Genomic DNA, 18,190 nt, shown 5'->3' on the forward strand with positions numbered 1-18,190 from the left:
GTCGGTGCGTCGGCGAACGAACTCAAAAGTCCATTTACAACATGGCCATACGTAGATATGCGCATTTACTAATGATTCTCCCCTTCAATCCACCAACGCCCGCCGCCGGTCAACAAAACCTCCTCACTTCACGACAACTCACCAGCATCGACAGGGAAGGGGTGGCAGGCCTTGCATGTCGCCGCGGCTCTCCGGGAAGTCGAGTGAGTTGTCTCTCAGCGGGCCGTCCTGAGTCGATGGATCCGTTTCCCTCGAGCCAGGATTCGAAGATGGCGTGGAATCCCTTACCTGCCCTCGCACGCGATTTCGCGGCACAGCCCTGGGTGATGCGCGGCGCGGGCGTCGTCTTGCCGACCGAGCGACTGCTGCGCAGACTCAGCGGCGGCCGGTGGGGAGTTCTGGACCTGGCCGGGTTGCCGTCGATCGAGGTCACTGTGGTCGGCCGCAAATCGGGTCAGCCGCGGACCACGTCGCTGCTGTGCGTCCCCGACGGCGACGGCTTCTATCTCGTCGGCTCGAACTGGGGCAAGCCGGAACATCCGGCGTGGTCGGCGAACCTGCGCGCGGCCCGCACCGCGTCGGTCCGCTACAACAGCAGCTCACCGTTCCCGGTGACGGTCACGGAGATCACCGGCGTCGAGCGCAAACGCGTCTGGGACCAGGTCGTCGAGTTCTGGCCCGGCTACGAGATGGAATTCGAACGCTCCGGCGGCCGTGAGTTCCGCATCTTCCGGCTGGACCGGATCAGCTGATCATCACAGACCGAGCTTGGTGACGGCATTGTCCTCGAGCGGATTCGCGGTGCGGATGTAGCCGTGCACCGTCCGCGGGTTCGCCCAGCGGCCCTGGCGCATGATCTCGCGGTCACTGGCGCCGCCGAGTGCGGCCTGGGTGGCGAAGCCGGCTCGCAGCGAGTGCCCGGAGAACAGGTCGGGGTCGAGGCCGGCCCGCGCGGCGTAGCGTTTGACGAGCTCGGCGACCGCTCGCCCGGACAACGGCGTGGCACCGATGGAACCGTGCCGGTTGATGGTGGGGAACAGCGGTCGCTCGGTGTCGGTACTCAGCGGCGTGCCGGCGAAGCCGTGGCAGCGATGGATCGTCGTGTCGGGCACGGGGTGTTCGGTCGTCCATGACCGTGTTCCGGGATCGCCCGCGTCGGCGTGGACCTCCCGTAGCCGGACCCAGTCGGCGAACGCGCAGATCGGACAGGTTCGAGGGTGTTTGCCGCGGGGCAGGGCGATGCGCTGTTCGGCGACGCCGGTGGGGTCGGTCTTCGTGGTCGGCAGATGTACGACGAGCAGCGGTTCGCCGGTGGTGTGGTCGGTGCGGACATGCACGTCACTGATCCGCAGGCCCGCGAGCTCGCTGCGCCGCAGCGCGCCGGCGAAGCCGACCAGTAGTGCGAGAGCATCGCGACGACGGGCTGGTTCGGTGGGCCAGCCGGGCTCGGGAAGCTCGGTGAGCAGTTGGTCGAGGGTGTGCAGCAGGACTGGCCGTTTGCGGGTCGGCGGGGTGCGCCGGGTGCGCCGGATGCCGCGCAGCGTGAGCCGGACGACGTCGGAACGTGTCGGCGAGGGGAGTCCGTTGGCGGCGTGTACTGCCGCGATGGCGGCGGACTTGCGGTCCAGCGTCGCGGGGCTGAATGCCCAAGCTCCGCTGTCGCGTCGGGCATCGGCGGCCGCGGCGAGATACACGGCGACGTCGAGTGGGTCGGCGGGCAGTGCCTGGCGTTGCTCGGCCGCGCACCAGCCCGCCCACGCGATCCAGTCGGTGCGGTAGGCGCGCAGGGTGTTCGCCGACTGGGAGGCCTCGAGGTAGCGGCGCAGGGAATCAGCCTGGCCGTCGTCGAATCGTTCGCGGACCAGGCGCAGGGCAGCGGTGTCGACGAGCACGCTGCGCACGCCGCGGCGCAGCTCGGTCCGTACCTGTTCGGGAAGGACGACCGCTGCGTCGCTGCCGCTCACGTCGCCACTCCTCGCGTGAATGAGTCTGCCGCCGATGACTCCTGGCGTTCGAGCCTAGGTCATCGGCACGCGATCACGGCATCTCCGCCAGCTCGGCGAGCTTGGTGTGGATGTACGCGGCGAGCCGGTGCCGGGCCGCGGTGGTGAGGAAACTGGTGTCACCGAGTCGCGGAAAATGGTCATCGACTTGGTCTGACGGGGGTTCGGTGGCGTCGGTGGAATCGCCGACGAGCTCGAGACGTGCCGGATGTTGCTGGGGGAGAGGAACATTCGGCACGTCCGTGTCGGTGTGTGCTGCTCCGTGACGTACCATGACTGAACCTTAACGTTTTGATTACGGCCGTTGCCAACATGTCAGGCCCGGTAGTGATAACTGCCACGTTTTCGGATTTTGCGGATCATTAGGCCGTTGCCTGTGCGAGTCAGGACGCACGGGCGGTCGTCTCCTCGGCGATGGCCGACTCGCGGACGTATCCGGCGACGGGGCTGAGCTGCAGGATCGCGGGCATCCGGCGAGTGAGTGCGGGCGGACCGGTGAACATCACCCGGCCGGTGCGCTGGGCGTGGCTCAGTGGCATCCGGCCCAGCCACACCTCGTAGAGCGCTGCCACATCGGCGACGACGGTGACGTCGACCGGATAGCCGGGATCGGTTTCACACACCGAGGGCGTCGCGCTATCGACGACGATCCAGAACCGTCGCACGTCGTCGGTGAACCGAACCTGCAGGACATGCCGCCTGCCGGGAAGGCTCGAGGTGTCGACACGGGTGTGCATCCACCAGACGAGCAGCGCCGCGTCGAGCTCTTCGTCGCGGGGCGCACCGAAGGTCCAGCGCGCACCCCATTCGCCGAGGCCGAACAGGATCGGTTCGAGCTGGGTGCCTGCCTCGGTGAGCAGGTGTTCGGTGCCGATCTTCTCGATCAGCCCGGCGCGTTCGAACTGGCGCAGCCGTTTGGCGAGCAGGCTGCGCGAGAGTCCGGGCAGGCCGCGGGCGAGGTCGTTGAAGCGGGTGGTGCCGACGTAGAGGTCGCGCAGAATCAGCAGCGACCAGCGTTCGCCGAGCACGTCGAGTGCACGCGAGATCGGGCAGTACTGGCCGTAGCCTGCGGTTGTAGTCGTCATGGTCACCTCACCGACGGGGTCCACTGTCAGGACCGGGGGAGTCCACTTTCTGGACTATCTGGTTATCGCGGCGGTTCCTACCTTCGAAACATGACTTCCACAATTACCGACACCACGACCACCACCGACCGCGTCGCCCTGGCCCGCGAGATCGGCGAATCCCTGCGCCTAGAGGTGCCCGAGCGAGACCGGACCGGCGAGATCTCCGTCGCCGCGTTCGACCGGTTGCGAGCCGGCGGCCTGTCCGCTGCCCTCGTGCCCACCGAGTTCGGTGGCGGCGGCGCGAGCCACAAGGAGATGGGGGAGATCCTGCGTGAACTCGGCAGGCACGATCCGTCGACCGCGGTCGCGTTCGCGATGCACTCCCATCTCGTCGCCGCCCAGGTGTGGCGGCACAACCACGGCGTGGACGCTTCGGCGGTGTTCGCGAAGGTCGCGGCGGGCGCGATCCTGGTGAGCACCGGCGCTTCGGACTGGGTGGACTCCAATGGCGCGGCCGTGCGCGTGGACGGCGGCTATCGGGTGAGTGCTCGCAAAGCGCCGGCCAGTGGTTGCGAGGTAGGCGACGTGCTGGTCACCAGCGTCCGCTACGACGGGGAGGGTGCGCAGGTTCTGCACTGCGCTATCCCGATGACCGCGCCCGGGGTGCGTATCGACAAGACCTGGGACACGTTGGGCCTGCGGGCCAGCGGCTCACACACCGTGGTCCTCGATGACGTGTTCGTCCCCGATGCCGCGGTGTCGATGATCCGTCCCGCCGGGGTCTGGCCGCCGGTGCTGAATGTGGTGATCGGGGCGGCACTTCCGCTGGTGCTCGCCGCCTACCTCGGTGTCGCCGACTCCGCGGTCGAGCTCACGGCGCGACTGCTCGCGGGCCGCGCCGAACCGCACACGCTGCAGTCGGCAGGCGAGATGCTCAACGCCTACACCACCGCCGCCGATCTCGTCGCCGCCATGTTCACCGACTCCGACAACCTTGGTTTCGCCAACACCGACGAGTACGCGGGGCGGACCCTGAGCCGCAAGACGGTTGCCGCCGATGCCCTCGTCACCACGGTGCGCCTGGCGATCGAGACCACCGGCGGCGCGGGCTACTCGCGGTCGTGCGATCTCGAACGTCTCTACCGCGACATCCACGGCTGCCAGTTCCACCCGCTGCCGAGGGCCAAACAGACTCGCTTCAGCGGCCGGGTGCTGCTCGGGCACAGCCCGCTCGGCTGAATATGTCTGCTGTAGCGGTGGCTTCGGTGTGGTCTAATCACCGGGTGATGACGTTTGCGCAGCAGTGGTGGCCGCTCTCCTAGCGGCCCACCCTGTTGTGCGCGGCCGCCTGAGTGTGCGGCCGGGTCCTTCGTGACGACTTCTGTTCCGGCCGTGCAGACGGTCCCGGATGGAAGGACAACCATGAACGACAGTGCTACCGGTTTCGGCGAGATCCTCGTCAGTTCCCGTTCCCTCGACGAGTATCGGGCGATGTTCGCACTCACCGATGCCGACCTGCGGCGCCGGATCCTCGATTGTCCCGGCGGCGCGGCCGGGTTCACTGCGGAGGTGTGTGATCTCGGCGGGGACGTGACAGCCTGTGATATCGCCTATTTCGACGACGGTGTCGCACGGGTGGCGGCGACGGCGGTGGCCGAAGCGGACCGGGGCAATAGGTATGTGCGTGACCACGCCGATGCCTACCGCTGGAGCTTCTTCGCCGACCCTGACGCGCATCTCCGTGCCCGGCGCGGATCCGCGCAGCGTTTCGCCGCCCACACCGCCCTCGCCCCGGACCGCTACGTCGCCGCTCGTCTGCCTGCACTTCCGTTCGCGGACAACAGTTTCGATCTCGTGCTGAGTTCGCACCTGCTGTTCAGCTACCCCGACGATCTGGACTATGACTTCCATCGGCGGGCGTTGACGGAACTGGCGCGGGTGGCCACCACCGAGTTCCGGGTGTTCCCGTTGGTCGCCATCGGCTCTCCGACCCGGTATCCACGGCTCGACGACCTGATCGCCGAGCTGTCCGCCGCCGGTGTCGAGAGTGCGATCGTGGATGTGGACTACGAGTTCCAGGCGGGCGCGAACCAGATGCTGGTGTGCACGGTGCGCTGAGGTGTCGGTCGAACAGCTCTGCCGCGGAAGGTAGTGCGCGCCAATGATCGATGGCCGGGGCGAGCCAGGTCGCCGTGCATCGGCTGCTGATCTGTCATGTGACGCAACTTCGTTTGCGTCGGTGGTGGGTCGGCCCCTGAGGGCGCAGTGACCCGAACGTCACGCTTCAGCGCCTACGGGATGCTGGGGTTCTCGGCGCACAGTGCGTGGTCGATGAGGGCGCTGGCCGCGTTCTCCTGGTCCAGGATGTGCTCGGGGGTGTCGCCGCGCGCCTCGGACATGGAGACCACGGCGCTTCGCCTGCCGTCGTCGGTGACGCCGTTGAGGGTGATGTAGCCGCCGTCCCCGCCGTCGTGACCCCAGTAGGTTCCTCCGCAGCTCAGGGGGCGTTCGACCAGGCCGAGCCCGTATCGGCCGCCGGGCCACAGCTGTTGGACCTCCGCGCTCACGGGGACGGTGCGTTTCATCGCGGCCAGCTGCTGAGACGGGAGCAGGCGGCCCGCGAGCAGCGCGCGGAGGAAGAGGTTCTCGTCCCGCGTGGTCGTGACGAACGAAAGGATCTCGTAGTCGACCGGCACCTGGTCGGTGACGTCCACTACGGAACCGGGGCCGAAGAGCTGGTAGGCCTTGGCGTGTGGCCGGGGCAGGGTGGGGGAGGTGCCGACCCACCGGGTTTGATCGAGGCCGAGCGGGCGCAGGATGCGGTCTTCGATCTCCTGGTGGGCGGGGTGGCCGGTGGCCTTCTGGATGATCATGCCGAGCAGGACGTAGCCGGTGTTGGAGTACCCCCAGCCCGCGCCGGGCGGAAACTCCGGTGCGTGGGCCATGGCGCGGGCAACCAACTGCTCGGTGCCGTAGACGTCGTGGCGCTGCTGGTAGTACTCCTCCGGCGTGGTGTATCCGGGCAGGTCGTCGTGAATGCCGCTGGTGTGCTGGAGCAGGTGGTGGATGGTGATCCGGTTGCCGTCGTTGCCGTTACCCTGCACCGCTCCTGGCAGCCAGTGTTCGACCGTGTCGTCCAGGGACAGCCTGCCCTCGGCCTCCAGTTGGAGAACCACGGTGGCAACGAGTGTCTTGGATGTGCTGGCCATGCGGAAGTAGCCGTCGGAAGGGACCGGGAGGCCGGTGTTCAGGTCGGCGGTACCGCTGGTGGCGACCGACTGCTGACCGTCAGGCCCGATCATGCGGGCCTGTACGCCGCTGATGCCGAGGGCGTGGATCGCTTCGGTGTCCTGGCGCAACTGCTCCACAGGGGAGGCGACGGCGGTGGCCGCTCCAGCCGCGAGCAGCGGAGCGACACCGAGTGCCAGGACGAATCTGCGCAGGTGCATGGTTGATACCTTTGCACCGCAAGGGCTTACGTCGGATCGGGGACAACCCGGACTCGGTCCCTGAGATTGCATCGATCTCCGCCCGCACCGAGGACGGTCTCCGCGTGGGGTCAGTCGAGGACGGCGTAGGCCTCCACCTCGACGAGGACGTCCGGTTCGAACAGGCAGTCGACACCGATGGCAGACAGCGGTGGGAGCGGATCGGGCAGGGCGAGTTCGGCGGCGACCTGGTTGATGCCGTCGACGAAGTCGGCGTATTTGTCGGGGGTCCAGTCGGTGACGAAGAACCTGAGTCGGACGACGTCGGCGAAGGTGGCGCCCGCCCCGGCCAAACCGCGGGCGGTGTTGCGCAGGGCATAGGCGAGTTGACCCGCGAGGTCGCCGGGGGCTACCGGGTTGCCGTCGGCGTCACGCGCGATCTGACCGGCGACGTGGACGTAGCGGGTTCCGCTGCTGATCGAAACATGGTGGTACGGAACGGGACCGAACATGTTCGGTGGGGTCATGAGCTGCACGGGCACGGTGGTTCCCTTCACGATCTGACTAGGTTTCCTATGTATACGTGGTATTCGAAGGGCACTTCAACGAGACTAGGTGTCATGCAGGAAACCGAGGATGCCCCTCAGCTCACCGCGCAGCACCGTGAGCTGCTCGACCAGATGCTCGACAAGTGGTCGCTGCAGATCATGGAGGCGCTGTGCGATCAGCCGTTGCGGTTCAACGAGCTCCGCCGGGCGATCCCGGTGGTGACGCAGAAATCGCTCACTTCGGCACTGCGACGGCTCGAACGCAACGGCATGGTCGAACGAGTGATCACCCACACCCGGCCCATCGCCGTCGAATACCGGATCTCGCCGATCGGCCGAACATTGCAGGGACTCATCGACGCACTGCTGCTCTGGACCACCGACACCCTGCCCGAGGTCGAACAGGCACGTGCGCGCTTCGACGATCGACAGCGCGAGGACGACGACGCCCGGATGCTGCGATAGCCAACGGAGACCGTGTTCTGACGCGGTAGGAAGACGCGACCAGCAGGCGGGCCTGTCGTAGACGCGGCTCAATGTGGTGTTCGACGCCGTGTTGTCACACTCGCGGTGCCTGCGTCGTCACCTCAATGCGAACCGTTCGCGATGACAGGAGAGACGAGTGTCTGTGGAGATCATCAATCCGTCCGAGCTGCACGATCCGACGGGGTTCGGGTACAGCCACGTCGCGCGGGTGACCGGGGAACTGGTGCTGATCGCCGGTCAGTACGACTCCGACGGCGACGGGCACACGACGACTACGGATTTCGCCGGGCAGGTCGATCGGGCGTTCGCCAATCTCGGAGTCGCGTTGCGGTCGGCCGGGCTCGACTACGCCGATGTCGCGCAGCTGCGGACGTTCATCGTCGAGCACGACCTGGACAAGCTGACGATTCTCGGCACGAAGATCGCCGAGATCTGGGGTGAGCGGCCGCCGGTGCAAACCCTGTTGGGCGTTGCCGCGCTGGCGCTGCCCGGGATGCTGTTCGAGGTGGATGCGGTCGCCGTCCGGGGTTGATCGTGGTGGATGCGGAACTGCTCGACATCGCCGCGGTGGCGATGTCGAGCAGTGTCCTCAGATTTCGGCCAGCTGGTGGTCGGCGACGTGCCCGGCCAGGTAGCGCAGGTGATCGCTCGAATCGCCGAGGGTGTGCTCGATGGCGGTCAGGCGCGCGGTGTAGTGGCCGACGGGGTATTCGGCGGTCATGCCGATCCCGCCGTGCATCTGGATGGCTTCCTGTCCGATGTGCCTGCCCGAGCGCCCGATCCGCAGTTTCGCGCGGGACGCGACCAACGGGTCGGCGACCCCGTCGGCCAGCGACATCGACGCGTACAGGCTCATGCTTCGTGCCAGCTCCAGCGAGACGTACATGTCGGCGGCACGCTGGGTGAGGGTCTGGAAACTGCGCAGCGGAACCCCGAACTGCTTGCGGGTACCGAGGTAGTCGGTGGTCAGCCGCAACGCCTCCGCCATCGCCCCGACCGCTTCGGCACCCAGCGCCGCCTGCGCGGTGATCACCATGTCGGCGATGATGTCGGTGGCGTCATCCGGTGTGCCGAGCAGTTCTGCTGCCGCGCCGTCGAATTCGATGTCGGCGCCGCGCCTGCCGTCGTGGGTGCGGAACCCGGTCCTGGTGACGCCCGGCGCGGTGGGGTCGACGAGGAACAGTGCGGTGCCGCCGCCGGGCAGCGCCGCGCTGACGATGAGCCGGTCGGCGCCATCGCCGTAGGCGACAGGGTGCTTGCGCCCGGCCAGCTGCCAGCCGTCACCGTACGGCAATGCCTGCGTGCCGAGGCGCGTCGAAGGCCACCGCGTGCCGGGCTCCGCATGGGCGAAGACCGGTCGCAGGGTGCCCTCCGCGATCTGGGGTAGCAGTTCTTTGCGCTGGGTCTCGGTGCCCGCCCGGCCGATGATTGCGGCCGGCAGTAGCGCGCAGTCCAGGACCGGTTCGGGTGCCAGGGCGCGGCCGAGTTCCTCGAGCACGAGCATCGTCTCGATCGGGCCCGCGCCCATGCCGCCGTCCTCGGCGGAGATGGTCAGGCCGAGCAGGCCGATCTCGGCGAAGGTCGACCACACCCGCGGGTCCCAGCCCAGTTCGGTGCCGATCACCTCGACGCGACGTTCCGGCGTGTAGTGGCGGGTCAGGACGCTGCGCACAGTGTCGCGCAGCATGGTCTGTTCGGTGCTGAGTTCGAAATCCATGGCGATGCCTCACAGTCCGAGGATCGTCGAAGCGATGATGCTGCGCTGCACCTCGTTGGATCCTCCGTAGATCGATGTCTTGCGGTAGTTCAGGTAGGTGGCGGTGCTGCGGCGTGCCCAGTCCGGGGTGTCGGCTTCCGCGGCGAGGGATTCCGGGCCCGCGATGTCGACGAACAGTTCGGTGACCGCCTGCTGCAGTTCGGTGCCGCGCAGTTTGAGAATCGAGGACACCGGGTTGGGTGCCCCGTCGGCCGAGCCTGCCACGACCCGCATCTGGACGAGTTCCAGTGCCAGCAGCTCGTTTTCGAGCTCGGCGATGCGGGCGGCGAACACGGGGTCGTCGAGCAGGGTGCCGGTGTCGAGCCGGGTCTGCTTGGCGTGTTCCTTGGCGAGCCACAGCCGCACCTTCGTCTGCCCGACGGCGGCGATGCCGGTGCGCTCGTTGCCGAGCAGGAACTTGGCGTAGGTCCAGCCCTGGTTCTCGGCGCCGACGAGCTGATCGGCGGGCACCCGCACGTTCTCCAGGAACACCTCGTTGACTTCGAAACCGCCGTCGATCAATTCGATCGGCCGGACCGTGACGCCGGGGGAGTCCAGGGGGAACAGCAACATCGAGATGCCGGCCTGCTTCTTGGGCGCGTCCGGGTCGGTGCGGGCCAGGCAGAACATCCAGTCCGCGCTCTGGGCTGCGGTCGTCCAGGTCTTCTGGCCGTTGATCACGTACTCGTCGCCGTCCCGCACGGCGACGGTGCGCAGCGAGGCCAGGTCGGAGCCGGCGTCGGGCTCGGAGAAGCCCTGGCACCACCAGATGTCGAGGTTCGCCGTGGCGGGCAGGAAGCGCTGCTTCATTTCCGGCGAGCCGAACTGCGCGATGACCGGCCCGATCATGTTGGTGTTGAAGGTGAGTGGCTCCGGGACCGACGCGAGTTGCATTTCGTCGTGCCAGAGGTGGCGCTGGATGGGGGTCCAGTCGCGGCCACCCCACTCGACCGGCCAATGCGGCACCGCCAGCCCGTGCGCGTGCAGGATGCGCTGGGTCGTGACGATGTCGTCCTTGCTGAGTTCGGCCATGTGTCTGGCTCGATTACGGATGTCGGCGGGGATTTCGTGCCGGAAGAAGGCACGCAGCTCGTCGCGGAAGGCGAGCTCGTCCTCGGTGAGTGCCAGTTGCATGGTCGAGTATGTTACACAGAGATGCGTATGTATCAAATGGTGGTCGTGGAGGAGCCCTTATGCTGTGCGTTGTGACGCGAACCGAGGGGGCGAGAGCGCCGGGACGCCCGGCCGCGGCCAGCCGTGATGACGTGCTGAGAGCCGCGGTCGAGGTCTTCCTGTCCGGCAACCGCCTCGACGTGAACGCCATCGCCGCCCAGCTCGGACTCGGCCGCACCAGCATCTACCGCTGGTTCGGCTCCCGCGACGGGCTGCTCGGCGCCGCGATCGCCCGCCAGCTCGAGCGGATGGTGGCCTACGCCGAGCGCACCAGTGACGCCACCGGCGCCGAACACCTCAACGAGGTCCTCGATCACTGCATCCACTGGCTGGTCGAGGACAATTCGCTGCGCACCTATTTCGACAACGAGTCGACCGGGGCGCTGCGCCTGATCACCCGCAGCGACGGACCCGTCCACCAGGCCGCGGTCGCCGTCGTGGAGGGCCTCATCGAGCGCGCCGAGGAGCAGGGCTACCGCCCACCGATCGAACGCGCCACCTTGGCCTATGCGCTGGTCAGGCTCTGGGAAGCGTTCCTGTACAACGACGCCGTGGCCGGCTTCCGCGGTGACGTCGACCGCCTGCAACAGGTCCAAGCCGCACTGCTGCGCGCCTGAGCCTGCTGTCTACGCCTGGAGCGGCAGGTGTTCGAACGTCCCATCATGCCGAGTTCGGCGGCACAACGATGTCGTCCCGGCCCAACGCGCTGTGCGAGCAGCTCGCGTCGGGCGGGCGGCGTGTGGCCCGCTACGACCTGCGTGACTCCGGCGCATCGACGACCCACGGCCGGCAGGGCGAGTTCGTTTCGCATCGTAATGCGGGAGCCCCGGATCATCGGGTGAGGATGTATCCGTCGTGTGGCCGGTGGTCGCGGGAGCGGCGGAGGTCGGCGATGGCGAACGTGCGCTGCAACCAGCGGTCCGCGCCGTCGTAGCGGGGCTGGAAGGCGGTGCGGCCGTGGACGGTGACCCGGTTGTCGACTATGGCCAGGTCGCCGGGTGTCAGCATCGTGGTGCGGGCGACGGAGTCGCAGGCTCGGCCGAATTCGGTGAGTGCTGACTCGGCGCGCCGCGTCAGCGCGGTCGTCGCGATCGTGGCCATCCGGATGTCGGGGTCGTCGATGGCGCCGGACAGCAGCGGCTGGGGCGAGCGCGCGGCGTTGTCCGAGGAGAAGGAGGGCGGTGGTGCGGTGATGAATTCCGGTGCGAACAGTGTTTCCCGGGCCGCTGCGCTGAGCAGGGGCAGTGCCTGCCGAATACAGGCGGTACGCAGACCGGCAATCCGGTCGTGGTCGGCGCGCAGGCACAGCAGCAGCACATAGTCGGGTTCGTGCAGGTGGAAGGCGTTCTCGTTGTGGAAGGTCAGCAATACCGAACCGGCGTTTCCCGAGAAGGATTCCTTGCCACGCACCGGTACGACATCCTGCACGAGGGCACCGGATTTCTCGGCCAGATACGCGGCCGGGTCACCGAGCCCGCAGGCGATCATGGTGAGTACGGCAGCGGAGACGACCGCCGCACGCTGCACCGAATCCGGTGTCGAGGGTGTGGCGGGCAGCATCGTCTCGTCGACCGGCAGGCCGTGGATCACCAGTGACCCCAGCGGTCCCGAGTGCCGGCGGAACTGCCGAACGCCGCGACGCAGCTTCATCGGTAACGCATCCCAGCAATGACGGGCCCGCGCGACCCATGCGGGGTCGTCCACCCGGTCCTGGTCTCCCGTGCACAGGGTACGAGCGAGTCGATCGATCTCGGTTGTGTCGGCTGGCGTCAACTCCAGGTCCGCGAAGTCGACGGTGTCAGCGATTTCGTGCATCGACGCTCTCTCCCGGTTCAGCACATCAGCGGCAGGGCAACTGTTCACGGATCGAGATGGCGCAGCGCACCGGACTGCTATCCATGCCGTAGGGCTGACACAGCGCCGGCGATGTAGTGGTCCCCGAATCGGATCAGCGGTGCGTACTGGGCAGCCCGCCGGTGCCGCATCAGCCGGAGTTCGCCGACTGCGTTGTCCGGGCCGGTCGGCATCTGCGCGATGGAGCGGCGCAGTCGGACCATCGAATAGGCAAGGGTGACATGGCGTTCGCTGTCGATGAGGTCAGCCTCGAGCAGCGCGTCCCGGGCATCGGCGAGTTCCGGATCGCGCGCAACCAACTGCTCGTAGGTGTCGGGCACCACTTTGAGCAGGTCTTTCATCGCGGCGCGGAATATTTTGTAGCCGCGGTGCTGTCGGCCACTCAGCGGGGTCGCAACCTGTGGCGGCTGCATGGTGGGGCGGACAGCCGCCAAATAGTAGTCCACCGGGATCGTGCCGGCGTGAGTCATCGCAGCGGGAAACCCACGCACGTAGGTGGTCGCGTGTTCGAGCCGTGCCAGCGCGGCCTCGCCCGCCCCGTGGCGCAGATGATGCGCGGCGTCGGTCACCGCGACCGCTGCGCAGATGTTGAACAGAACGTGGACCTGGTGCCCGACGAGCCAACGGGCTGTCCACTCGTCCTCCAACGAACCTCCGTCGGAAATCTCGGGAGTGGTCGAGAAGTCGAGGGGCCGTCCGTCGTCCCCTGAGGCGCCGGTGAAGTCGAGCACGGCCTGCCGCATACCGGCGATCTCCGCCGCCAAATCGGCACCCGAGAGCGGGGCTCTGCCCAGGTCCCGCACACCGCGATGGATGACCAGAGCACCGTGCAGGGCTGCCTGCTGATCGGACAAGTCCACCTCACGGACCCGGAAAAACGACTGACTCACCGACTCGGCAGGCAAATCCTCGCCAACCACCATCCCGGTCTCCGCCGCCAGCGCGTCGACCAACCCGTCGGCCGCAGCAGCAGCTCGCTGGAGCGCTGTGGTGCGCTCGACCGGACCGGCGTGGGTGGGGACCTCGTCCAAGGCCATCGCAGTCCGTTGCGCCTCGGCCCGTACGCGAACGTTCAGATTCGGGACGGTTCCCCCTGCCCTCGGTTCACGGAAAACAGCCACCGGTGGGTGCGGGACCTCCGCCGAGGTACTCATACCTCCAGAATATCCCGAGGCAGGAACTCCACGCGGGTGTTCGGCCCCCACCATGGTGACGAATTCCGTTGTGCGGTCACGAATTTCGATGCGGGACCGTTCCGGCCTGTGACGAGGGCGATCGCGGCTCAGCTCAGGTAGGCGGTGAGGTGGGGGACGGCGTCGACGACGTGCTCTGCCGAGATGGGCTCAGCGATGAGGGCGAACTTCCAATCATCGTGGGAGCGTTGCAGTTTGCCGAGGACGAGTCCGGTGTGGGAGCGGGCGGCGGCCAGGTCGATCCGTGCCAGTTCGGTGCCGGTGGCACTGTCGGTGACACGGGTGAATGCGTTCTCGATCTGCTCGAATCGTTGTCCGGTGTAGCAGGTTACGAGGAGCACGACGGTGGTGACGTCCGGGTCCAGCCGGGTCAGGTCGACCACCATGACCTCGTCGTCTCCGTCGCCGACGCCGTCCAGACTGTCACCCAGGTGGCGAATGGCGCCGTCACGCGAGGTCAATTGTTCGTGGTAGGCGATGTCGACGAAGCGGGGTCCGCTGAACGACAACGCTGCCGCGTTGAGATCGATGTCCTTACCGCGCCGCCGGAATGTGCCGGAGCGCACGGGATCCCAGCCCAGACCCATGGTGATGTGGGTGAGCGCGGCGTGGGGGACTGCTCCGGTCATACGGTGCTCCTCGTCGAGCGCTTCGGCCCTGGGTTGCCGATCAGACTCCCTGGCGCGCCTACCCCCGCCAAGATGCCGCAAGGATCAGCCCGCCGCAAACCGAGTGAGCACGTGGGCCGAGCGGCGGGTGCCTGTTCGCGGGAACGAGTCGGTTGACGCCTGGAGTCGCAGGTGTTCGAACGTCCCATAATGCCGAGTTCGGCTGCACCGATGACTTTCAGGTGAGTCCGTCGTCGATACCTGTGGAGATATCGACCGACAGGAGTCCAGGCATGACGAGACCGTTTCGACTCGGCATGACCTCGGTGCGGGCGAACGGTGTGAATCTCGGCATCGAGAGCTTCGGCCGCGAGGACCATCCGCTTGTCCTGCTGGTCGGTGGCACAACGATGCTGTCCTGGCCCGACGCGCTGTGCGAGCAGCTCGCGTCGGGCGGGCGGCGCGTGGTCCGCTACGACCTGCGTGACTCCGGCGCATCGACGACCCTCGACCCGGAGAATCCGGCGTACAACCTGCGGGATCTCGCCGCCGACGCGGCCGCGCTTGCCGGGGTGCTCGGCGCCGGGACCGCCCATCTCGGTGGGGTCGGCGTCGGTGGGATGGTCGCTCAGGTCGCCGCGCTGGACCACCCGGACATGTTCTCCGCACTGACCCTCGTCGGCACCCGGCCGGTGGCGCCTGGCCCGGTCGACGAGGACCTGCCGGACCACGGCGCCGCGGTCATGGCCGCGCTGTTCAACCGCCCGCGGCCGGACTGGACCGACCGGGATGCCGTCGCGGCGTTCGCCGCCGAGGGTGCCGAGGCGATGGGCAACGATCCGGCGGAGGCGCGGGCGACGGCGGCCCGAATCTGGGACCGGACGCCGTCGAGCGATCCCGCGGTGCACCAGGCGAACCAGCTCGCGATGGTGTTCTCCCGGATCGACTGCGCCCCGCGATGGCGGGAGCGGCTCGGTGAGCTCGACGTGCCCACGCTCGTGGTGCACGGTCGCGCCGACCCGTTCTTCCCGGTCGGCAACGGCGAGGTCCTCGCCGCCGAGATTTCCGCGGCGCGACTGCTCGTCATCGACGACTTGGGAACCGCCCTGCGGCACGCCACGGCCGACCAGGTCGCTGCCGCCATGCTCGCCCTCTGACCGCTCTGCTGGACACACCGGGTTGCGTTCGGCGACATGCCGTGGCAGGTACTGGCCGAACGCGCAGACCGAGGGCCGGTCAGGTCCAGACGTAGCGCTGCGGGTCCATTCGTTGCCAGGCGCGGTTCATTTTGGCGTAGGCAGTCCGGCGATAGTGGGTCCAGGTGTATCCGCCGGCGCGGAGGGCTCGGTGGTGGCCCGCCCACACCAGGAGCATGACGACGAGAAACAGAGCGCGGTGGGCGAGCATGGTGAGCCGGTAGCGGGTGCGGGATCGGTTGTGCAGCAGTACGGCGAGGCGTTCGCATTGCAGCTGCACGTGGGGCACCTCGTCGGCGAGGATCTGGGCGCAGACCGCACGGATGGCCGGTGAGCCGGTGGCTCGGCGGATCGCGTTGTAATAGATCATCGCCAGGGTTTCGACCATCACGACGGGTGTGGTCCAGACCTCGATGTTTGTGATGCTATGCCGCAGCCGGCGAAACAGCGTGTCTCCCCAATCAGCTTGTCGCCGAGGAATTCCCGCATCATCCAGGATCCGGCCTAGCAGTGCGCCGTGGCGTTGCTCCTCCCTGATGAACAGATCGATGACGTCGCGGTAGGCGGGATCGTCGGTGGCAGTGGCGAACCGGTCGGCGGCCGCGGCCAAGTGGCGTCCGTCCGATGTTTCGCCGAGCTGCCAGGCCTGCAGTGAACGCCGAATCGGTGCCAGTTCCGCCGGACTCGCCCCGATTCCGTTCGATCGCCACGGAATCGGCCGCTGTTGAGCCGCATTCTGCTGGAAGTAGTCCAACCATTCCTCGGTGGCGCGCACTCGGCGCTCATTCCCTCGCGAGTTCGTCACCGACGACGCGCTGTTTCGTTCCCCCATACTTCCCCCTCGTTTCATCTCCACTCGTACCCGAAAGGCGGTCTAGCCGCCAGGTGACGGTGTCCGACAAGAGAGCCAGAGGGTGCGCGCGGGCGCTATTGCAGATGGTCGCGGGCGGAGGTGTGCACGTGAGACACGTCACGAAAGTGTCAGTGCGATGCGTCATCAGGATGTCAGTAGCTCCGTCTTGGGTCATACGGCCGAATGTCGGAATGTGACGAACAGTTCGGTGACCTCCACACCGTAGGGCCACTCCTCGGCCCCTCTGCGCTTGAGCAAAAAGTCGGGTCGTTCACACACGACGGCGGAGCCGAGGGAACTCTCTGAGGGGATGCCGACATGGCGAATGCCAGCCGCTACACAGCCGTATTCTCCGGACGCCGAATTAGTTCGCCACGGACACGGAATGTGATAGTCCCACCGGGCTGAATTGCACTGGTGGACAGGACATTCAGCTGAGCGCGAAGGGGTCCCACGGACAGCCCTGCCATCAGGTGAGGAGACCACCCATGTCCCGATCGCCCGAGCCTTTCCTGCGGCGCCGGGAAACGAACGCCGCGGCGGTACCGAGGACCGAGCCAAACTGGTGGTGCTGAGCTCGACGGGCAACAGCCTCGACGACTGGCTGCACGCAGGCGAAGCGCTGTCGGCGGTCTTGCTGGAATGCACCCGCGCAGGTCTGGCCACGTGCGCCTTGACCCACATCACCGAGCTGGTCAGCGCACGCAAGGCGCTGGAAGGGCTCATCACCGGCACAGGGGTTCCTCAGGCTCTCATCCGGGTCGGTGCCGCCCCTGCCGACGACGCGCCAGCGCAGGCTACGTCGCGGCGGCCAGTCAAGGAGATGTTGTCCATCGTCTCGAGAAGCGCCAGGAACCTGGACTGAGCGTCTCCCGGCAAACGACGCCCACAAAGCCAGCGCGATCGGCGGGTGCCGACCTCGACGACCAAGCGTGGTACCGGGATGGCCGTCGAAGCGGCCGCGGCTTGTCGCGCTCGGTCCAATTGCAGGATCTGTCCACGTGCGCGGCACAACGCGCCGCGATTACCAGGCCGAACTCGCGATCGCCGCGATCATCCTGTGGCTTCGGTAAATTTCAGGACAGAACCAAGTCAGTTGGTGTCGAGCCGAATCGAGTACTGCAGGTAAGGGCGATAGATCTCTTCGACGCGGGCGAACGATGGCAACCCTGAATCGATGGGGATCCAGACAGCATCAGAGCCGATGGCTCGTCCAGCCAGGGTCGGCTCGAGCTGTTGGTCGATGTGTGACAGGTTGCCCGTCGGTGGCGGGCCGAAAGGCCCTAGGGGGACACCGGCGGGGGCCGTGAGGATGACGGTGTCAGCGGCACCCTCGAACAGGAGGCACGGTGCATGCACACGAAACCAGGTGACGGCCCGGTCATCGAGGGCCCGACCGTCGGCCGGCCCGACCAGCGCGGAGTCATCGAGTAGGTGCGGTCGACACCGCGCGTGCAGCCGCGGTGCCGTCCCCGCCGGTGTCTCCGCAGAGACGGTGTGTGAAGAGGGTTGTGTTGCAGGCGACCTGCGTGGGTTGATTTTGCTGTGAGCTGCTGGTCTCAACTCGCCCTGACACGCAGGGGAACGACGAACCGCCACGTGGCGGTTCAGACCTTCTTCACCACGCTGGACTTCAACTGCATCGGTCCGATGCCGTCCACCTTGCAGTCGATGTCGTGATCGCCCACCCCGTTCACCAGGCGGATATTGCGCACCTTTGTGCCCGCCTTGATGCCGGTGGGGCTGCCTTTCACCTTGAGCGACTTGACGACCGTGACCGTGTCGCCGTCGGCGAGCACATTGCCGACGGCGTCGCGGATCACGTCGTCCGCTGCATCGGCCGCGGTGGCGGGGGCCCATTCGTTGGCGCACTCGGGGCACACCAGCAGGGCGCCGAGCTCATAGGTGTATTCGGAGGAGCATGTGGGGCAGGGCGGGAGTGAGTCGCTCATGAGGATCCTTCGAGTTGGTGGGTGATCAAGCGGCGGAGAGGAATCCGACGAGAACGCGATTGATCTCGTCGGG

At 67.2% G+C, this 18,190-nt stretch carries 20 protein-coding genes; 8 read left to right on the forward strand and 12 right to left on the reverse strand.

Annotation, left to right across the window (positions count from 1 at the left end; translation table 11 throughout):
* Window positions 1-269: 269 nt before the first annotated feature.
* Window positions 270-752: a nitroreductase family deazaflavin-dependent oxidoreductase gene (locus ACFVAV_RS25475; protein WP_379037764.1), complete on the forward strand. Its 483-nt coding sequence runs from the start codon at window positions 270-272 to the stop codon at window positions 750-752.
* A gap of 3 nt (window positions 753-755) precedes the next feature.
* Here the strand turns inward: ACFVAV_RS25475 and ACFVAV_RS25480 are convergent, their stop codons facing one another.
* The 3 genes from ACFVAV_RS25480 to ACFVAV_RS25490 all read right to left on the reverse strand — a co-directional run bounded on the left by ACFVAV_RS25480 (window position 756) and on the right by ACFVAV_RS25490 (window position 3,088).
* Entirely contained in the window at window positions 756-1,964 is a 1,209-nt protein-coding gene (locus tag ACFVAV_RS25480; RefSeq protein WP_379037766.1) for a site-specific integrase, read from the reverse strand.
* Window positions 1,965-2,037: 73 nt separating this feature from the next.
* Complete coding sequence (locus ACFVAV_RS25485) at window positions 2,038-2,241, reverse strand: hypothetical protein (protein ID WP_379037767.1); 204 nt, start codon at window positions 2,239-2,241, stop codon at window positions 2,038-2,040.
* 145 nt (window positions 2,242-2,386) lie between these two features.
* Window positions 2,387-3,088, reverse strand: a complete 702-nt coding sequence (locus ACFVAV_RS25490) for a winged helix-turn-helix transcriptional regulator (RefSeq protein ID WP_379037768.1) — start codon at window positions 3,086-3,088, stop codon at window positions 2,387-2,389.
* Window positions 3,089-3,178: 90 nt separating this feature from the next.
* Between ACFVAV_RS25490 and ACFVAV_RS25495 the strand changes: the two genes are divergently transcribed.
* The gene (locus tag ACFVAV_RS25495) at window positions 3,179-4,309 is read left to right on the forward strand and encodes an acyl-CoA dehydrogenase family protein (protein WP_379037769.1); all 1,131 of its coding nucleotides are present in this window, start codon (window positions 3,179-3,181) and stop codon (window positions 4,307-4,309) included.
* Between the two features lie 183 nt (window positions 4,310-4,492).
* Window positions 4,493-5,188, forward strand: a complete 696-nt coding sequence (locus ACFVAV_RS25500; protein ID WP_379037770.1) for a class I SAM-dependent methyltransferase — start codon at window positions 4,493-4,495, stop codon at window positions 5,186-5,188.
* A gap of 173 nt (window positions 5,189-5,361) precedes the next feature.
* On the opposite strand, the gene ACFVAV_RS25505 is transcribed toward ACFVAV_RS25500, so the two are convergent.
* Window positions 5,362-6,519, reverse strand: a complete 1,158-nt coding sequence (locus ACFVAV_RS25505; protein ID WP_379037771.1) for a serine hydrolase domain-containing protein — start codon at window positions 6,517-6,519, stop codon at window positions 5,362-5,364.
* Window positions 6,520-6,629: 110 nt separating this feature from the next.
* Entirely contained in the window at window positions 6,630-7,040 is a 411-nt protein-coding gene (locus ACFVAV_RS25510) for a Rid family hydrolase (protein WP_379037793.1), read from the reverse strand.
* Between the two features lie 78 nt (window positions 7,041-7,118).
* Here ACFVAV_RS25510 and ACFVAV_RS25515 point away from each other — a divergent pair, with 78 nt between their 5' ends.
* Together ACFVAV_RS25515 and ACFVAV_RS25520 are read left to right on the forward strand one after the other, a co-directional pair.
* Complete coding sequence (locus ACFVAV_RS25515; RefSeq protein ID WP_379037773.1) at window positions 7,119-7,511, forward strand: winged helix-turn-helix transcriptional regulator; 393 nt, start codon at window positions 7,119-7,121, stop codon at window positions 7,509-7,511.
* A gap of 157 nt (window positions 7,512-7,668) precedes the next feature.
* A complete protein-coding gene (locus ACFVAV_RS25520) occupies window positions 7,669-8,064 on the forward strand; it encodes a RidA family protein (protein WP_379037774.1) in 396 nt (131 codons plus the stop codon).
* 57 nt (window positions 8,065-8,121) lie between these two features.
* On the opposite strand, the gene ACFVAV_RS25525 is transcribed toward ACFVAV_RS25520, so the two are convergent.
* Together ACFVAV_RS25525 and ACFVAV_RS25530 are read right to left on the reverse strand one after the other, a co-directional pair.
* Window positions 8,122-9,249 (reverse strand): acyl-CoA dehydrogenase family protein, encoded by a 1,128-nt coding sequence (locus tag ACFVAV_RS25525; RefSeq protein ID WP_379037776.1) that lies wholly within the window; start codon window positions 9,247-9,249, stop codon window positions 8,122-8,124.
* Between the two features lie 9 nt (window positions 9,250-9,258).
* The gene (locus tag ACFVAV_RS25530; protein ID WP_379037777.1) at window positions 9,259-10,422 is read right to left on the reverse strand and encodes an acyl-CoA dehydrogenase family protein; all 1,164 of its coding nucleotides are present in this window, start codon (window positions 10,420-10,422) and stop codon (window positions 9,259-9,261) included.
* A gap of 71 nt (window positions 10,423-10,493) precedes the next feature.
* Here ACFVAV_RS25530 and ACFVAV_RS25535 point away from each other — a divergent pair, with 71 nt between their 5' ends.
* Window positions 10,494-11,078 carry a QsdR family transcriptional regulator gene (locus ACFVAV_RS25535; RefSeq protein WP_379037778.1) on the forward strand — a complete coding sequence of 195 codons (585 nt, stop codon included), beginning with the start codon at window positions 10,494-10,496 and terminating at the stop codon, window positions 11,076-11,078.
* Between the two features lie 214 nt (window positions 11,079-11,292).
* Here ACFVAV_RS25535 and ACFVAV_RS25540 read toward each other — a convergent pair whose 3' ends face one another.
* From ACFVAV_RS25540 to ACFVAV_RS25550, 3 genes are all read right to left on the reverse strand, one after another.
* Entirely contained in the window at window positions 11,293-12,111 is an 819-nt protein-coding gene (locus ACFVAV_RS25540) for a TauD/TfdA family dioxygenase (RefSeq protein ID WP_379037780.1), read from the reverse strand.
* A 242-nt stretch (window positions 12,112-12,353) separates the two neighbouring features.
* A complete protein-coding gene (locus tag ACFVAV_RS25545) occupies window positions 12,354-13,346 on the reverse strand; it encodes a hypothetical protein (protein ID WP_379037781.1) in 993 nt (330 codons plus the stop codon).
* Window positions 13,347-13,597: 251 nt separating this feature from the next.
* Entirely contained in the window at window positions 13,598-14,137 is a 540-nt protein-coding gene (locus tag ACFVAV_RS25550; protein WP_379037783.1) for a TerD family protein, read from the reverse strand.
* 296 nt (window positions 14,138-14,433) lie between these two features.
* Here ACFVAV_RS25550 and ACFVAV_RS25555 point away from each other — a divergent pair, with 296 nt between their 5' ends.
* Entirely contained in the window at window positions 14,434-15,273 is an 840-nt protein-coding gene (locus ACFVAV_RS25555) for an alpha/beta fold hydrolase (protein WP_379037794.1), read from the forward strand.
* 79 nt (window positions 15,274-15,352) lie between these two features.
* On the opposite strand, the gene ACFVAV_RS25560 is transcribed toward ACFVAV_RS25555, so the two are convergent.
* A complete protein-coding gene (locus ACFVAV_RS25560; RefSeq protein ID WP_379037784.1) occupies window positions 15,353-15,922 on the reverse strand; it encodes a ferritin-like domain-containing protein in 570 nt (189 codons plus the stop codon).
* Window positions 15,923-16,730: 808 nt separating this feature from the next.
* On the opposite strand from ACFVAV_RS25560, the gene ACFVAV_RS25565 reads away from it, so the two are divergent.
* Window positions 16,731-17,030 (forward strand): hypothetical protein, encoded by a 300-nt coding sequence (locus tag ACFVAV_RS25565; protein ID WP_379037785.1) that lies wholly within the window; start codon window positions 16,731-16,733, stop codon window positions 17,028-17,030.
* 742 nt (window positions 17,031-17,772) lie between these two features.
* On the opposite strand, the gene ACFVAV_RS25570 is transcribed toward ACFVAV_RS25565, so the two are convergent.
* Window positions 17,773-18,117, reverse strand: a complete 345-nt coding sequence (locus ACFVAV_RS25570; protein WP_379037787.1) for a zinc ribbon domain-containing protein YjdM — start codon at window positions 18,115-18,117, stop codon at window positions 17,773-17,775.
* Between the last annotated feature and the right edge of the window lie 73 nt (window positions 18,118-18,190).

This window comes from Nocardia sp. NPDC057663 (genome assembly GCF_042799895.1).
Lineage (GTDB): Bacteria > Actinomycetota > Actinomycetes > Mycobacteriales > Mycobacteriaceae > Nocardia.

Bases quoted from the DNA above. Each gene is read 5' to 3' on its own strand.
- ACFVAV_RS25475 (WP_379037764.1), top strand. From the start codon at position 270: ATGGCGTGGAATCCCTTACCTGCCCTCGCACGCGATTTCGCGGCACAG.
- ACFVAV_RS25490 (WP_379037768.1), bottom strand. From the start codon at position 3,088: ATGACGACTACAACCGCAGGCTACGGCCAGTACTGCCCGATCTCGCGT.
- ACFVAV_RS25495 (WP_379037769.1), top strand. From the start codon at position 3,179: ATGACTTCCACAATTACCGACACCACGACCACCACCGACCGCGTCGCC.
- ACFVAV_RS25500 (WP_379037770.1), top strand. From the start codon at position 4,493: ATGAACGACAGTGCTACCGGTTTCGGCGAGATCCTCGTCAGTTCCCGT.
- ACFVAV_RS25505 (WP_379037771.1), bottom strand. From the start codon at position 6,519: ATGCACCTGCGCAGATTCGTCCTGGCACTCGGTGTCGCTCCGCTGCTC.
- ACFVAV_RS25515 (WP_379037773.1), top strand. From the start codon at position 7,119: ATGCAGGAAACCGAGGATGCCCCTCAGCTCACCGCGCAGCACCGTGAG.
- ACFVAV_RS25525 (WP_379037776.1), bottom strand. From the start codon at position 9,249: ATGGATTTCGAACTCAGCACCGAACAGACCATGCTGCGCGACACTGTG.
- ACFVAV_RS25530 (WP_379037777.1), bottom strand. From the start codon at position 10,422: ATGCAACTGGCACTCACCGAGGACGAGCTCGCCTTCCGCGACGAGCTG.
- ACFVAV_RS25540 (WP_379037780.1), bottom strand. From the start codon at position 12,111: ATGAAGCTGCGTCGCGGCGTTCGGCAGTTCCGCCGGCACTCGGGACCG.
- ACFVAV_RS25550 (WP_379037783.1), bottom strand. From the start codon at position 14,137: ATGACCGGAGCAGTCCCCCACGCCGCGCTCACCCACATCACCATGGGT.
- ACFVAV_RS25555 (WP_379037794.1), top strand. From the start codon at position 14,434: ATGACCTCGGTGCGGGCGAACGGTGTGAATCTCGGCATCGAGAGCTTC.
- ACFVAV_RS25570 (WP_379037787.1), bottom strand. From the start codon at position 18,117: ATGAGCGACTCACTCCCGCCCTGCCCCACATGCTCCTCCGAATACACC.